Origin of the sequence: Neptuniibacter sp., from assembly GCF_024231755.1 — a bacterium.
Classification (GTDB): Bacteria; Pseudomonadota; Gammaproteobacteria; order Pseudomonadales; family Balneatricaceae; genus Neptuniibacter.
In genome coordinates, this window is the sequence record NZ_JAAEQH010000373.1 from 1 (window position 1) to 14,541 (window position 14,541).

The following is a 14,541-nucleotide window of genomic DNA, read 5'->3' on the forward strand; positions in this document are numbered from 1 at the left end:
CCGATGGTAGTGTGGGGCTTCCCCATGTGAGAGTAGGTCATCGCCAAGCATTTAATCCTAAAAGAAGGCTCATCCTAACGGATGGGCCTTTTTTTATGTCTGGTGCTCAGGGAAGCTAATCGGGCATGGGGAACCATGTGACAAATTTGTCTGGAACAAATTTGAACAGCCTTTAGGCTGGCCCCGTAGGGGTGAGGGCAGGACTCCCGAGTATTGTAGGTCATCTCTCGTAATACCAATTCATAGAACAGAGTAGACGGTTAAGAGATCCCATCACTCCGCTGGAGTGCCTCAAGGTACTGTTTTACTGTTGGAACCGTGCCCTCACACCGAAAATAAAATTAGGCCCTGCATCCTTAAATCATCAAAAGCCTAGTAATCAAAAGCAGCAAACAGTCTATTAGTTATATTTCCTTTCTAATTACTCTGGAAAGTGGTAAAAACCGTTAGCAGAATTCCTACAGGTGATAAGAAGCTAGATGTATACAGAAGATGATATTCGCCGCTTAAAGTGGCAGAGCCGTCGTGGCATGCTGGAACTCGATGTTTTATTTGTTCCTTTTGTAGAAGAGGCGTTTGCTGATCTGGATGAGGCTGATCAGGATCGTTTTGTGAAACTGCTTGCTGAAGAAGATCAGGATCTGTTTGTGTGGTTGATGGAGCGTGAAGTGCCGCAAGATCCAGACTTACAAAGGATTGTGAGAATAATACTGGAGCGTGTTCAGCCTAAGTAATACCCAAATAAGACCTTCCCGCACTCTACTGTTTATCTACTGTGGAGTGCATCTGCTCGCTTTACTGTCCGTATCTATACTGGCGTTAGACTGGTTTACTCAGTTAATTTGTATTCTTGTCATTACAGCTATCTTCTTTCTTTACCTCTCCGAGAGTGTTTTATTATCCTCTCAGCAATCCGTATCTGCTTTATCCTGGAGTGCTGAAGAGAGATCTATGCAGATCAGGTTAAAGAATGATCAACTCTTGTATGCCACTGAATTAAAGCAGCGAGTTGTAACACCGCTTATGGTGTGTCTATTGGTTCAGGTCGAGGAACGTTATTTTCCATTGCCTGTTGTTATCTTCCGTGACAGCTGCAGTGAAATAGAGCTTCGTCGGCTGAGAGTGCTTGCCTTCCATGGCAAAATTAGAATAGATGACTTGGGCAGCAGTAACTAATTCCAGGAAAAGTTAATTGGCGTCAGAATGGTATCCAGAGCCTCTGGCCCCTCGCTTGGATGATCGAGAGTATAATGAAGCCCGCGGCTCTCTTGGCGCAGCATTGCTGAGCGAATAATCAGATCTGCTACTACCGCAAGGTTACGAAGCTCCAATAGGTCGTTGCTGATCTTGTAGTTGCTGTAGTATTCGCTGATCTCAAGTTGTAACAGGTCAATACGATGTTTGGCGCGTTGTAAGCGTTTTGTTGTTCTAACTATACCCACGTAATCCCACATGAAGCGCCTGATCTCATCCCAGTTATGAGAGATGATAACGTCTTCGTCAGAGTTCGTGACCTGAGATTCGTCCCATGCCGGAATGATTGATTCATCCAGCGGTTCCATCAGCGATTTTACAACATCATCAGATGCTGATTTAGCATAAACTAAGCACTCTAGAAGCGAGTTGCTTGCTAAGCGATTTGCTCCATGAAGGCCCGTGAATGAGGTTTCACCTACTGCATACAGGCCGGGAATATCGGTGCGGCCTTTTTCATCTGTGACTACGCCCCCGCAGGTATAGTGTGCGGCGGGTACAACAGGTATGGGTTCCTGAGTTATATCTATGCCCAGTTTTAGGCAGCGCATATAGATCGTTGGAAAGTGTGACTGGATAAATTCCGCAGGTTTGTGAGTAATATCCAGAAATACACAGTCACAACCAAGCCGTTTCATCTCATGGTCGATTGCTCTCGCGACGATGTCACGAGATGCTAGCTCACCTCGTTTATCGAACTTGTGCATGAAGGCTTTGCCATTAGGGAGGATGAGTTTTCCTCCTTCACCCCTAACCGCTTCTGTAATCAGAAAGGATTTAGCCTGAGGGTGATATAGGCAGGTTGGGTGGAACTGATTAAATTCCATATTGCCAACCCTGCAGCCCGCACGCCAGGCCATGGCAATACCGTCCCCAGTGGCTCCATCTGAATTACTGGTGTAAAGATATGCCTTAGAGGCACCGCCAGTGGCGAGTACAACGTGTGGGGCCTGGAAAACTTCAACATGGCCTGTTTGCTCATTCAAAATATATGCACCAACACAGCGGTTGTGTGCTAAGCCAAGTTTGCGTCTTGTAATCAGGTCGACGGCGATGTGATGTTCAAAGAGATCAATGTTGGGGTTGGATTGCGCTTGTTCAATTAACGTCTTCTGTAACGCCTTTCCGGTAGCATCTGCAGAATGAATAATTCGCCTATGGGAGTGCCCACCTTCTTTCGTTAGATGGTAGTCGTCACTTTCCTGGGTGAATGGTACGCCTTGGTCTATCAGCCATTCGATGCTTTCCCGGCCATGGGCAACGGTGAATTCTACGGCATCTTTATGGCTCAAGTGCCCGCCTGCAGACATGGTGTCTTCAATATGCGCCTGGGTACTATCTGTATCATCCAGAACCGCTGCTATCCCTCCTTGCGCCAGCCAGGTTGAGCCGCTGGTCAGTTCTCTTTTACTCAATACAGCAACACGTGCACTTTGGGCGAGATGAAGTGCCATACTTAAACCAGCTGCGCCACTGCCTATTATTAAGGCATCGTATTTGTGATGTGTTGTCATCGAGGTGATGTATCCTGTTTCAGAAGAGTAGGTAGTGAGCGGCTTATTAGAGCAACCTCAGAATGATATTTCTTCGACTAAAGGCGCAATTTAGCATTTTTTTTATGCCAGAGGGAACTTCAGATGGAATATGTGCTCATAGAAGTGTCCCGACACTCCTGAAGAGGTTGAAATGTTGTTCAAGCAAAAGAGATACTGCTGTGATCTAAACTTCTAACTAAATGAATGATAAAACTCTTAACAGAGTATTTCTGACGGAAAAAGAATAGAAAGTATTAAAGGAATTTCGAGTGTCGAATGAAAGCCAGACAGCTGTTGATAAGAAGCTTGTTGAACGCGTAAAAGCGGGAGATAAGAGAGCTTTTGATCTGTTGGTGAAAAAGTATCAACACAAAATAATTGCGTTGATTGGACGTTATGTTTACGACCAGCATGAAGCGTTGGATGTAGCCCAGGAAACGTTTATCAAGGCTTACCGGGCATTACCCAAGTTTCGTGGCGACAGCGCGTTTTATACATGGTTATACCGAATCGCCATCAACACGGCCAAGAATCATCTGGTAGCCAGAGGTCGAAGACCGATGGATGTTGATGTGGATGATGCTCAATATTTCGAAGGTGATAATGAATTGAAAGATATAGAGACACCTGAGAATAAGCTTTATCGCGATGAGCTGGAGCAAGTAATAAAGGTTACCTTGAGTAAACTGCCCGAAGATTTGCGGGTTGCGCTTACCTTGCGTGAGTTTGAGGGTATGAGCTATGAAGATATTGCGGATGTGATGGACTGCCCGGTAGGAACGGTCCGCTCCAGAATCTTCAGGGCTCGAGAAGCAATTGATAAAGAAATTTCACCACTTCTGGCAAGTTGATGCGGGAATGATGCAATTTAGAGGTACTAGATTATGACTGAACGATCTACAGAATCCGTCTCAGCTTTGATGGACGGTGAAGTTGCAGACTTTGAATTACGTCGGACTTTAGATCGTATTGAGGACGAGCCTGAACTTGCGGAAGCATGGCAGCGATATCATTTGATCCGCTCTGTGATTCGTAAAGAGGAGGTCGCATTACCATCCGTTGATATCAGTGACTCGGTGATGAGTGCTTTGGATGGCGATTCAGAGTATGAGCTTCAGCCTGAAGAGGCAGCGGACAAGGAGCATGAGTCAAAGCAGCAGTTCTGGAAACCGCTTGCGAGCATGGCTGCAGCTGCATCTGTGACAGCTATGGTGATTCTGGGGGCTCAGAATATTAATCAGCCTCAAACTGAACAGATTGCTGATACTCGCCCTGATTACACGCTTCCTTCGAATCCTATTTCAAATGATTTTGTACGTGCTCAATTTGGCAATCGTTCAGTAATGAACGAAAGCGGCCAGGAACCTGAAATTATTCGTCTTTCGCAGGGGCTTGAACGTTACATTGAGCAACACAAGCATATGCTGATCGGTAAACAGTCCGGCTGGAAAACTTCCTGGCTTCCAGAGGGTTATGAAGGGCAGCGCAGGGAAGTGATGGCTCATGCCGAAGTGCAGGTGTTCAGTAATGGACGTAATGCCTTCTCCGTTTGTATTGAGGACTATGGCCGTCAGTCAGTACCAGAAGGTGTAGCTCAGTCCGGAGATATGGTTGCTGTGGGGAAACGAATTGGTGATCAGTTTGTCACTGTGGTTGGCGATGTACCTTTGATGATCGCTGAGCGAATTGCCGCATCTGTCGAACCAAAATGATAGAAGAGAATGGTACGGTTGTTGAAATAAGCAACGGTGAAGTCTGGGTTGAAACAGTGAAGAGGAGTGCTTGTGCCAGCTGTGCTGCACGTAACGGATGCGGTCAGAAGTTGCTAGCCTCGGCAGGAGAGGGGAAGAGGTTCATTTTCAAGGTGAATAATCCCCGCAATCTTGCCGTAAATGCTGATGATTCAGTTTTGGTTGGCATTGAAGAAGGGGCTTTTCTTAAAGCGACTCTTTTTATGTATCTGATACCACTTCTAGCACTTTTTGTTGGTGCGATAGGAGCGGACGCCTTAGGTTTGAGTGAGGGGTACGTTATTCTCAGTTCTCTCTCCTTCCTGGCGATAGGTCTGCTCTTTATCCGTTTTGGTAGCCGTTCCCTATTCAGATCCTATAAGTATCAACCCACATTAGTAAAAGTATTCTAAGTAGATAGAAAACAGGTGTTTGTTGTTATGAGACAGTTTAATCGACTCATTTGTGCTTTTTTTATCTTTGTAGCAGCCCCTTTGTCAGCTGCAGGCCTTCCTGATTTTAAATCGTTGGTTAAAGAAGCGTCTCCAGCGGTTGTAAATATCAGTACTGTGCAAAAAGCGCAGAGCGACAAAGGCCGCATGCATCCTTTTATGGGGCCTAATGGTGAGGAAATTCCTGAGATTTTTCGGCATTTCTTCCGTATGCCTGAGTTTGAGCAAGGGGAGCGTCCGCGTAGAAAAACTCCTCAGTCTTTAGGATCTGGTTTTATCATCTCTGAAGATGGCTATCTGTTAACCAACCACCATGTAATTGCTGAAGCAGATAAGGTTCTGGTTAGGTTGGCGGATCGCCGTGAATTAGAAGCGGAAGTCATTGGCTCTGACGAACGATCTGATGTGGCTTTGCTGAAAATAGATGCATCTGATCTACCGACGGTAGAGTTAGGTAAATCGAAAGAGCTGGAAGTGGGTGAGTGGGTACTTGCTATAGGTTCCCCTTTTGGCTTCGATCACAGTGTCACGGCAGGTATTGTCAGCGCTAAAGAGCGTGCTCTAGCAAATGAAACTTATGTTCCATTTATTCAGACTGATGTGGCTATTAACCCGGGTAACTCTGGCGGTCCTCTATTTAACCTAGAGGGAGAGGTTGTCGGTATCAACTCCCAGATCTATACCCGCTCAGGCGGCTTCATGGGCCTGTCCTTTGCTATTCCTATCGATGTAGCTATGGATGTTGCGGACCAGCTTAAAACTCATGGCTATGTAACCCGTGGCTGGTTGGGTGTCATTATCCAAGAAGTTAACCGCGATTTAGCGGAATCTTTTGGCCTTGAAAAACCAGCAGGTGCTCTGGTCGCAAAAGTATTGCCGAACAGCCCAGCAGAGAAGTCCGGTCTGCAGGAAGGTGATGTTATTCTTCGTTTTGAAGGTATGGAGGTGATTCGTTCATCCGATCTTCCTCATCACGTAGGTCGAGTTAAACCGGGTAAAAAAGCACGTGTAGAGATTGTGCGTGCGGGCGAGAAGAAAACATTGCGCGTCGAGATTGGTACACTGCCGAACCAGGACGAGTTAGCCAAAACACAGCATAAGAAGCCTGAGAAATCCGATGGTAACCGCTTAGATATTGAGGTGGCTGAGCTGGATGCTAAGCGTAAGGAAAAATGGCAGGTTAACTCAGGTGTTGTGGTGAAAAAAGTAATGCAGGGCGCGGGTGCTGATGCTGGTCTGATGGTAGGTGATGTAATTACTATGCTGAATGGTCAGAAGGTTAGCAGTATTGCGAGCTTTGAAAAGGTTTCAGCAGCTTTGCCTGCGGGGAAATCGGTACCGATGAGAATAGTGCGTCGTGGCAGTCCATTATTCATCCCGTTACGAATTACTGAATAAACATCTTAAGGTAAAGAGGAGGCTATATGCCTCCTTTTTCGAGCATCTAAAATACATAGCCCCAACCCCGCAAATACTGTAAACTTGCGCCCTTTCTGCGAGCTTCATTTAAACGGTATCCTGCACGTGAGCAACCTCGAACACATCCGAAATTTTTCCATTATCGCCCATATTGACCATGGTAAATCGACCCTGGCAGATCGTTTCATCCAGATGTGTGGTGGTCTGAGTGATCGAGAGATGGAAGCTCAGGTTCTCGATTCCATGGATCTGGAGCGCGAACGTGGTATCACCATTAAAGCCCAGAGTGTAACGCTGAATTACGAAGCTAAAGATGGTAACACTTACCAACTTAACTTTATCGATACTCCAGGGCATGTGGATTTCTCCTATGAAGTATCTCGCTCTCTGGCTGCCTGTGAAGGTGCGCTGCTCATTGTAGATGCGGCACAGGGTGTTGAAGCGCAGTCTGTAGCTAACTGCTATACTGCGATTGAACAAGGACTAGAAGTTGTCCCTATTTTGAACAAGATGGATCTGCCTCAAGCAGAGCCTGAACGTGTTCGTGTAGAGATTGAAGAGGTCATCGGCATTGATGCGGATGAAGCTGTCGCTTGTTCTGCAAAAAGCGGGATGGGTGTAGAAGATGTTTTGGAGCAGTTGGTAAAAGATATTCCACCACCAGAAGGTGATGTTGATGCTCCACTACAGGCTTTGATAATCGATTCCTGGTTTGATAACTATCTGGGTGTTGTTTCTCTGGTTCGTGTTACTGAGGGCACACTACGTAAGAAAGATAAGATCCTGGTTAAATCTACCGGGCAGAATTATCAGGTGGATTCTGTTGGTATCTTTACACCAAAACAGACCGAAACCGGTGTGCTGCACGCGGGTGAAGTAGGCTTCATTGTTGCCGGCGTAAAGGATATTCATGGCGCGCCGGTAGGTGATACGCTAACTCACCAAAAGACGCCAGAAGTAGAAAGCCTGCCAGGCTTCCAGAAAGTACAGCCTCAGGTTTATTCCGGCTTGTTCCCAACTAGCTCTGATGACTATCAGGATTTCCGTGAAGCACTGGATAAGTTAACTCTGAATGATGCGTCTCTGTTTTTCGAACCTGAAACATCCGATGCCTTAGGGTTCGGTTTCCGTTGTGGCTTCTTGGGAATGCTGCACATGGAGATCATTCAGGAACGTTTGGAGCGTGAATACAATCTGGACCTGATCACTACAGCGCCTACGGTAATCTATGAGCTGGAAATGAATAACGGCGACGTTATTCATATCGACAGCCCATCAAAACTGCCTGATCCAGGTTCGATTAATGAAATGCGAGAGCCAATCGTAGAGGCCAACATTCTTGTGCCACAGGATTATCTTGGGCAAGTTATCGGCCTCTGTGTTGATAAACGCGGCATCCAGAAGCAGATGAACTATGTGGGTAATCAGGTACAGATTACCTACGAGCTGCCGATGGCAGAAGTTGTTCTGGATTTCTTCGACCGCTTGAAGTCTGTTAGCCGTGGTTATGCATCCCTGGAATATAATTTTATCCGGTTCGAACCGGCGAAGCTGGTACGTATGGATATTCTGATTAACGGTGACAAAGTTGATGCATTAGCTGTCATCTTACATCGTGATAATGCTCAGTTCCGCGGCCGTCAGCTCTGTGAAAAAATGAAGGAAGTTATTCCTCGTCAGATGTTTGATGTGGCAATTCAGGCTGCTTTGGGCGGTAAGATCATTGCCCGTACCACTGTTAAAGCCCTACGTAAGAACGTAACAGCGAAATGTTACGGTGGTGACGTGAGTCGTAAGAAGAAACTGCTACAGAAGCAGAAAGAAGGTAAGAAACGTATGAAGCAGGTGGGTAGTGTTGAGATCCCACAGGATGCGTTCCTTGCAGTATTGAAAGTAGATAACTAAGTTTTTGGATTAAGGCCGTTTAAATGGATTTCGATTTTGCATTAGTGCTGGTTGTTCTGACCTTTGTCTGTGGACTGGTTTGGTTGTATGACCGAGTCGCATTAGCGCCTACACGACAGCAGCGTATCAAGGATGCTCAGGCTCAATCCCAAGGCGAGTTGCCAGAAGCTGCTCTTGTAGAGTTGAACCGTGAGCCAGGTTGGGTTGATACAGGGAAATCGATGTTCCCAGTATTGTTGATCGTGTTGGTACTACGCTCGTTTCTGGTTGAACCGTTTCAGATTCCATCGGGTTCAATGCTGCCTACACTGAAGATTGGTGACTTTATTCTGGTGAATAAATTTCACTACGGTCTACGCCTTCCAGTTCTGAATACCAAAATTGTTGCTATGAATGATCCACAGCGTGGTGATGTTGCTGTGTTTAAGTATCCTAAACAGCCGGCCGTTAACTATATTAAAAGGGTAGTTGGCCTACCGGGTGACGTAATTCGCTATCAGAATAAAACGCTGTATGTGAATGGGGTAGCTCAGTCCCAGCAGTTACTGGCTCAGTTGCCACCCAATCGCCCGGAAAGATTATTAATGTTGGAAAATCTGGATGGCGTTCAGCATCAGATCTTTAAAGATGTTATGCGTCCATCGCAGAATATGGAGTGGACCGTACCTGAAGGACATTACTTCTTCGTTGGTGATAATCGTGATAACAGTAACGATAGCCGTTATTGGGGATTTGTCTCAGATGAACTTCTGGTCGGAAAAGCTTTTGCAGTCTGGATGCACTGGCAAACATTCTTTAGTGTGCCATCATTCAGTGATGTTCGCGTGATTGAATAATGGAGGAAACAATGAGATCGACGCGTAAGCAACAGCAAGGTGCAACTTTTTTCTCTATTCTGATCGTGCTGATCGTAGCAGGTATATTCTTCTCTGTTGCGTTCAAGCTTTACCCAGCATATACCGATAATTTGACGATCGATTCAGTATTGACGGAAGTGATGAACGATCGGGAAGAGTTAGCAAAAGGTCCGAGTGGAATGAAGCGTGATATTACGAAAAAGTTCCGCATCAATCAGGTTAAATTGCCGTCAAAAGATTCTCTAAAAATTACTCGGGACAAGGGAATTATTCGCATGGACCTGAAATATGAAGTACGTATCCCGATGTTCTATAACGTGGATGCGATGGTTAAATTTGAAAAACAATATGAAGCTATAGCCCCTTGATTAAACCTGTTTCAGACCTTGCTCGTCGTATAGGGCATAATTTTTCGGATGAGTCGCTGTTCGAGCTGGCTCTGACCCACCGTAGCTGTGGCAAAAAAAACAACGAGCGCCTTGAGTTCTTAGGTGATTCGATTCTCAACTTTGTAATTGCTGATGATCTGTTTGCTCGCTTTCCTTCTGCGAAAGAGGGGGAGTTGAGCCGCCTTCGTGCACGTATGGTCAAGGGTGTAACATTGTCTGAAGTCGCCCGTGAGTTAGGTTTAGGTGATTACCTCCGTTTGGGTAGTGGGGAGCTGAAAAGTGGTGGCTATCGCCGCGATTCAATTTTGGCTGATGCGGTTGAAGCAATTATTGGAGCTATCTATCTGGACAGTGATATGGAAACGGCTCGTTCATATATCCTGTCCTGGTTTGATGAACGTCTGAAAAATCTGGATATGAACGAATCCCTGAAAGATTCGAAAACCCGATTACAGGAATTTTTACAGTCGCGTCGTTTGCCGTTGCCTACCTATGATCTCATCAAAGTAGAGGGTGAGGCTCACGCACAGACATTTTACATTGAGTGTCAGGTACAAGGTGTAGATAAAGCGCCTAAGGGCACAGGTAGCAGTCGTCGTCAGGCTGAACAAGAAGCAGCGAAGAGCGCTTTAATTGCATTGCAGGTGGAGAAATAAACAATGGCTGAAGATTTGATGCACCTGCTGGAACCGCAGAATCATAACCCAAACCAACGTTGTGGTTTTGTTGCTATTGTTGGCCGTCCTAATGTGGGTAAATCTACCCTGATGAATCATATTCTGGGTCAGAAGCTAAGTATTACTTCGCGTAAGCCCCAAACGACCCGTCACCAGATTATGGGTATCAAAACTGAGGGTGATCTACAGATTGTGTATGTAGATACTCCGGGTCTGCATAAAGATGATGGTAAAAAAGCCCTGAATCGTTACATGAATAAAGCGGCTTCTGACGCCTTGCGTGACGTCGATCTTGTCGTGTTTATTGTTGACCGTACTGCCTGGACTGAAGAAGACCAGATGGTGCTGGATAAAGTTAAACACGCTCGCTGCCCGGTTATTCTGGCGGTAAACAAAGTTGATCAACTTAAAGATAAAGCCAGCCTGCTACCTCAGATGCAGTCCCATTCTGAGCGTATGGAATTTGCGGAAATGATTCCATTGTCTGCAAAACAGGGGCATAACGTTGATCAGTTGGAAGAGTTAATAGCCAACTATATGCCTAAAGGGATGCATCACTTCCCAGAAGATCAACTGACGGATAAAAGTTCACGCTTTATCGCTGCAGAAATGGTACGTGAAAAGCTGATGCGTAATCTGGGTGATGAAGTCCCTTACGGTACTACCGTTGAAATTGAAGAGTTTAAGTTCGATAAGAAAGGCATTCTTCATGTGAGTGCGCTGATTCTGGTTGAGCGCGATGGTCAGAAACGTATCGTGATTGGTGACAAGGGCGAACGTATCAAAACTATCGGACGTGATGCTCGTCTTGATATGCAACGCATGTTTGAAAGCAAAGTAATGCTTAACCTATGGGTAAAAGTACGCCGTGGCTGGGCAGATGATGAACGTGCTCTGCGTAGCTTGGGCTATAACGACGAATAAGCGCCAGTTATGTCAGCGGTAGATCAGCAGGCAGCCTATGTGCTGCACTCCCGCCCTTACAGAGATACCAGTCTGCTGGTCGATTTCTTTACCTTAGAGCATGGCAAGGTTCCCGTTGTCGTAAAAGGCGCGCGGAGGCCCAACTCTAAGCTGCGTGCCTCGGTGCAACCTTTTGTGCCTGTCCAGATTGCCTGGAGAGGGCGCAGTGAGCTTAAAAGCCTGACTCAGGCTGAGCCCGTAGCTGCCATGATGTTTCTTAAAGGTGACTCATTGTTATGCGGCCTTTATGTAAATGAGCTTCTTGAACGGTTGCTGCAACCGTTTGATCCACATCCTCAACTCTATGTTTATTATCAATATGTGCTAAATGAATTAGTATCAGGTAATGATATTGAAGGCGCGCTAAGAACATTCGAACATAGATTGCTACGCGAGTTGGGCGCGCTACCAGATCTGCAGAATAAAGAATCGGAACAGATCTATATGCTAAATCCAGAACAGGGGTTTAGCTCGCTTTCAACTGTTAATACAGAGCAGAAAGCTCACTGTTTTTATGGCTGGCAGTTAGAGATGATTGCCGGTGACAATTATGAAGATATTCAGGTTAGACGTGCTGCCAAAAGGTTGATGCGTCTGATGATCGACCATGCTCTGGGACATAAGCCACTGCGAAGCCGTGAGCTGTTTCAGAAGATGTAAGGAGCTGAAAAGTGATTGAACCATCTCGCCTGCTACTGGGCGTAAATATCGACCATATTGCGACTGTGCGCCAGGCACGTGGCACGCGCTACCCGGATACTGTTCAGGCTGCAGCATTGGCTGAAGAAGCGGGTGCTGATGGTATTACCATTCATCTGCGTGAGGACCGCCGTCATATTCAGGATCGCGATGTTTATCTTCTGAAAGAGACGCTGCAGACCCGTATGAACTTTGAGATGGCGGTGACTGAAGAGATGATCGCTATCGCTCAGGATGTTAAACCGGCTCATTGTTGCCTGGTTCCAGAAAAGCGTGAAGAGCTGACAACAGAAGGTGGACTGGATATTGTCGGTCAGGAAGCGCGCATTAAAGATGCCTGTGACAGACTTGCTTCAGCGGGTATTGAGGTATCTCTGTTTATTGATCCCGAGCCAAGCCAGATAGACGCCACTGTTCGTTGTGGTGCTCCAGTGATTGAACTGCACACTGGCGCTTATGCGGATGCAGAAAACGCGGAAGAGCAGGCAGCAGAACTGAAGCGTATTCGTGAAGCAGCAGCTTACGCATACCAGAAAGGTTTAATCGTCAATGCTGGACACGGTCTGAACTATCATAATGTTGAGCAGATCGCAGAGATCCCGGAACTGAATGAGTTGAATATTGGTCATGGCATTATCGCCCGTGCGTTGTTCGTAGGGCTTAAAGAAGCTGTATCTGAGATGAAGCAGCAGATGTTGCAGACCCAGTCACGCATTCAGCCATTAAGGGATGCTTTAAAGCGATGATTCTGGGAATCGGGACAGATATTATTCAGATCAGTAGGGTGGCGGATTCATTAATTCGTACCCCTAAACTGCCTGATAGAATTCTGACGCCCGAGGAATTGGAACATTATTCACAGGTACGTAATCAGGCTACATATCTGGCTAAGCGTTTTGCTGCCAAAGAGGCGATAGTTAAAGCGCTCGGTACCGGTATCGGGCGTGGTGTAAGTTGGCAGCATATTCAGATAAGCAAAGATGAACTGGGTAAACCGCTTATTGAACTATCCGATGGTGCACAACTGAGAGCGAACGAACTGGGAATCACAAACTTCCAGCTCAGCTACAGTGATGAAAAAGAATACGTTGTAGCGTTTGCCATAGCCGAAGGGTAAGGGTTAAGGATACGGATTATGCAGAAAGTATGTGTGGTAACAGGCGGATCTGCAGGGATTGGTCAGGCGGTTGTCGAGCGCTTTGCCACTGATGGTTACCGAGTATTTAATCTGGATCTGCAGTCATCGGATCAGGGCGAGTTTATCTGTTGTGATGTTTCTCAATCGGCTCAGGTCTCTGCTGCAATTGAACAGGTTAAGAACACCGCTGGTCGTATCGATTGCGTGGTTTCGAACGCAGGTATTCACCTTTCTGCAAATCTAGAAAGTACTTCTGAAGCCGATTTCGAACGGCTGATGGGTATCAATGTAAAAGGTGCCTTCTATCTGTTGAAATCGATACTGCCGATTATGAGAACACAAAACTCAGGGGCTGTTATTCTGATCGGATCGGATCAGTCTTTGGTCGGTAAAACCAACTCCTTCGCCTATAACCTGAGCAAGTCTGCGCTTGCTTCTATGGCAAAAACAACTGCGTTGGATTACGCTCAGTATGGAATTCGGGCTAACGCTGTTTGTCCAGGGACAATAGAAACACCTCTATACCATCAGGCCATCAACAGGTACTGTGAGCGCAGCGGTGCTGATAAAGAAGCTGTGCACGCAGAAGAAGCTGCTCTGCAACCTATCGGTCGTATCGGCCAACCGGAAGAGGTTGCTGCGCTGGTTGCTTTTCTTGCCAGTGATGAAGCCCGTTTTATTACGGGTAGCTTGCAGGTGATTGATGGGGGCTACACTGCTCAATAATAAGGATTTCAAATAGGCGGAAAATGGTTAAAGTTGTCGATCCGCATCTGCATCTATTTGCATTGGAGCAGGGCAATTATTTCTGGCTAAACGAGGGCAATGCTCCTTACTGGCCTGATAAAGAGAAAATCCGTCAGAATTATTTTGAGTCAGATCTGATTCTATCCCCCTCTCATCAGTTAGCTGGCTTTGTGCACATTGAAGCGGGTTTCGATAATGAGCAACCACACCGTGAGATTGCTTGGCTAGAAGAACATTGCTCACTACCTTTTAGATCCATAGCATCCGCTGATCTTACTTCTCCGCAATTTATTGAAAGGTTGGCACAGTTAAAGCCTTTTAAATCTGTTGTAGGGGTTAGACACATTCTTGATGAACAGGCCGTTGATCTGCTATCTAAGGAAACCTTTCAGAGAAATCTAAGGCTGTTGGCAGATAACGGACTGGTTTTTGAAGCTCAGTTAATATTGGATGATCTTCCTTCAGTAAAGCTTCTGGCTGAAGTTGTTCAAGAGATACCGAAGCTTAAAGTAGTTATTAATCATTGCGGCTTTCCGCAAAACTTGTCTGACGAGTGGATAGACTCAATAACTCGTTTAGCGCATCTGCCTGAATGCAGTATCAAATGTTCGGGTTGGGAGATGGTAGATCGGAACTGGAATGCAGATCAGGTAAAGCCCTTTATAAGCTTTGCAATTCGTCAGTTTGGACTGACCAGGGTTATGTTGGCGAGTAATTTTCCCGTCAGCGAACTTTCCTATAGTTATGCGGAAATTTGGCAGCGCTACTTGAATGAG

At 46.1% G+C, this 14,541-nt stretch carries 17 protein-coding genes; 16 read left to right on the plus strand and 1 reads right to left on the minus strand.

All coding sequences use genetic code 11. The features are described from left to right. Positions 1–479: 479 nt before the first annotated feature. Positions 480–734, plus strand: coding sequence for a succinate dehydrogenase assembly factor 2 (locus GY843_RS20720; protein ID WP_297312581.1), 255 nt, complete (start codon positions 480–482; stop codon positions 732–734). Positions 735–780: 46 nt separating this feature from the next. Next, positions 781–1,176: a protein YgfX gene (locus GY843_RS21100; RefSeq protein WP_367183884.1), complete on the plus strand. Its 396-nt coding sequence runs from the start codon at positions 781–783 to the stop codon at positions 1,174–1,176. On the opposite strand, the gene nadB is transcribed toward GY843_RS21100, so the two are convergent. Continuing rightward, positions 1,173–2,768, minus strand: a complete 1,596-nt coding sequence (nadB, locus tag GY843_RS20730; RefSeq protein ID WP_297312583.1) for an L-aspartate oxidase — start codon at positions 2,766–2,768, stop codon at positions 1,173–1,175. The two genes, GY843_RS21100 and nadB, sit on opposite strands and share 4 nt — an antisense overlap. A gap of 290 nt (positions 2,769–3,058) precedes the next feature. Here nadB and rpoE point away from each other — a divergent pair, with 290 nt between their 5' ends. From rpoE to GY843_RS20800, 14 genes are all read left to right on the plus strand, one after another. Continuing rightward, on the plus strand, positions 3,059–3,640 hold the full coding sequence (gene rpoE / locus GY843_RS20735) for an RNA polymerase sigma factor RpoE (RefSeq protein WP_297312584.1): 582 nt from the start codon (positions 3,059–3,061) through the stop codon (positions 3,638–3,640). Positions 3,641–3,673: 33 nt separating this feature from the next. Then, positions 3,674–4,501 (plus strand): MucB/RseB C-terminal domain-containing protein, encoded by an 828-nt coding sequence (locus GY843_RS20740; protein ID WP_297312585.1) that lies wholly within the window; start codon positions 3,674–3,676, stop codon positions 4,499–4,501. Beyond that, a complete protein-coding gene (locus tag GY843_RS20745; protein WP_297312586.1) occupies positions 4,498–4,932 on the plus strand; it encodes a SoxR reducing system RseC family protein in 435 nt (144 codons plus the stop codon). Before GY843_RS20740 ends, GY843_RS20745 begins: the two co-directional genes overlap by 4 nt. Before the next feature lie 27 nt (positions 4,933–4,959). Beyond that, positions 4,960–6,369: a DegQ family serine endoprotease gene (locus GY843_RS20750; protein WP_297312587.1), complete on the plus strand. Its 1,410-nt coding sequence runs from the start codon at positions 4,960–4,962 to the stop codon at positions 6,367–6,369. A 126-nt stretch (positions 6,370–6,495) separates the two neighbouring features. Then, positions 6,496–8,295, plus strand: a complete 1,800-nt coding sequence (gene lepA, locus GY843_RS20755; RefSeq protein ID WP_297312588.1) for a translation elongation factor 4 — start codon at positions 6,496–6,498, stop codon at positions 8,293–8,295. A 23-nt stretch (positions 8,296–8,318) separates the two neighbouring features. After that, complete coding sequence (gene lepB, locus GY843_RS20760) at positions 8,319–9,131, plus strand: signal peptidase I (RefSeq protein WP_297312589.1); 813 nt, start codon at positions 8,319–8,321, stop codon at positions 9,129–9,131. An 11-nt stretch (positions 9,132–9,142) separates the two neighbouring features. Further along, complete coding sequence (locus GY843_RS20765) at positions 9,143–9,520, plus strand: DUF4845 domain-containing protein (protein ID WP_297312590.1); 378 nt, start codon at positions 9,143–9,145, stop codon at positions 9,518–9,520. After that, positions 9,517–10,197 (plus strand): ribonuclease III, encoded by a 681-nt coding sequence (gene rnc, locus GY843_RS20770; RefSeq protein WP_297312591.1) that lies wholly within the window; start codon positions 9,517–9,519, stop codon positions 10,195–10,197. Before GY843_RS20765 ends, rnc begins: the two co-directional genes overlap by 4 nt. 3 nt (positions 10,198–10,200) lie before the next feature. Continuing rightward, positions 10,201–11,142 (plus strand): GTPase Era, encoded by a 942-nt coding sequence (gene era / locus GY843_RS20775; RefSeq protein WP_297312592.1) that lies wholly within the window; start codon positions 10,201–10,203, stop codon positions 11,140–11,142. A 9-nt stretch (positions 11,143–11,151) separates the two neighbouring features. Beyond that, positions 11,152–11,841 carry a DNA repair protein RecO gene (recO, locus tag GY843_RS20780; RefSeq protein ID WP_297312593.1) on the plus strand — a complete coding sequence of 230 codons (690 nt, stop codon included), beginning with the start codon at positions 11,152–11,154 and terminating at the stop codon, positions 11,839–11,841. 14 nt (positions 11,842–11,855) lie between these two features. After that, complete coding sequence (pdxJ, locus tag GY843_RS20785; protein WP_297312597.1) at positions 11,856–12,626, plus strand: pyridoxine 5'-phosphate synthase; 771 nt, start codon at positions 11,856–11,858, stop codon at positions 12,624–12,626. Then, entirely contained in the window at positions 12,623–12,997 is a 375-nt protein-coding gene (gene acpS, locus GY843_RS20790) for a holo-ACP synthase (protein ID WP_297312594.1), read from the plus strand. The genes pdxJ and acpS overlap by 4 nt, the downstream gene beginning before the upstream one ends. A gap of 18 nt (positions 12,998–13,015) precedes the next feature. Continuing rightward, positions 13,016–13,744, plus strand: a complete 729-nt coding sequence (locus GY843_RS20795) for an SDR family oxidoreductase (RefSeq protein ID WP_297312595.1) — start codon at positions 13,016–13,018, stop codon at positions 13,742–13,744. A gap of 23 nt (positions 13,745–13,767) precedes the next feature. After that, the coding region (locus tag GY843_RS20800) for an amidohydrolase (protein WP_297312596.1) at positions 13,768–14,541 on the plus strand (774 nt) is incomplete at its 3' end.

Coding starts and splice junctions, on each gene's coding strand:
- era (WP_297312592.1), top strand. CDS start 10,201: ATGGCTGAAGATTTGATGCACCTGCTGGAACCGCAGAATCATAACCCA.
- GY843_RS20720 (WP_297312581.1), top strand. CDS start 480: ATGTATACAGAAGATGATATTCGCCGCTTAAAGTGGCAGAGCCGTCGT.
- recO (WP_297312593.1), top strand. CDS start 11,152: ATGTCAGCGGTAGATCAGCAGGCAGCCTATGTGCTGCACTCCCGCCCT.
- acpS (WP_297312594.1), top strand. CDS start 12,623: ATGATTCTGGGAATCGGGACAGATATTATTCAGATCAGTAGGGTGGCG.
- lepB (WP_297312589.1), top strand. CDS start 8,319: ATGGATTTCGATTTTGCATTAGTGCTGGTTGTTCTGACCTTTGTCTGT.
- GY843_RS20745 (WP_297312586.1), top strand. CDS start 4,498: ATGATAGAAGAGAATGGTACGGTTGTTGAAATAAGCAACGGTGAAGTC.
- GY843_RS20740 (WP_297312585.1), top strand. CDS start 3,674: ATGACTGAACGATCTACAGAATCCGTCTCAGCTTTGATGGACGGTGAA.
- GY843_RS20765 (WP_297312590.1), top strand. CDS start 9,143: ATGAGATCGACGCGTAAGCAACAGCAAGGTGCAACTTTTTTCTCTATT.
- nadB (WP_297312583.1), bottom strand. CDS start 2,768: ATGACAACACATCACAAATACGATGCCTTAATAATAGGCAGTGGCGCA.
- GY843_RS20750 (WP_297312587.1), top strand. CDS start 4,960: ATGAGACAGTTTAATCGACTCATTTGTGCTTTTTTTATCTTTGTAGCA.
- GY843_RS20795 (WP_297312595.1), top strand. CDS start 13,016: ATGCAGAAAGTATGTGTGGTAACAGGCGGATCTGCAGGGATTGGTCAG.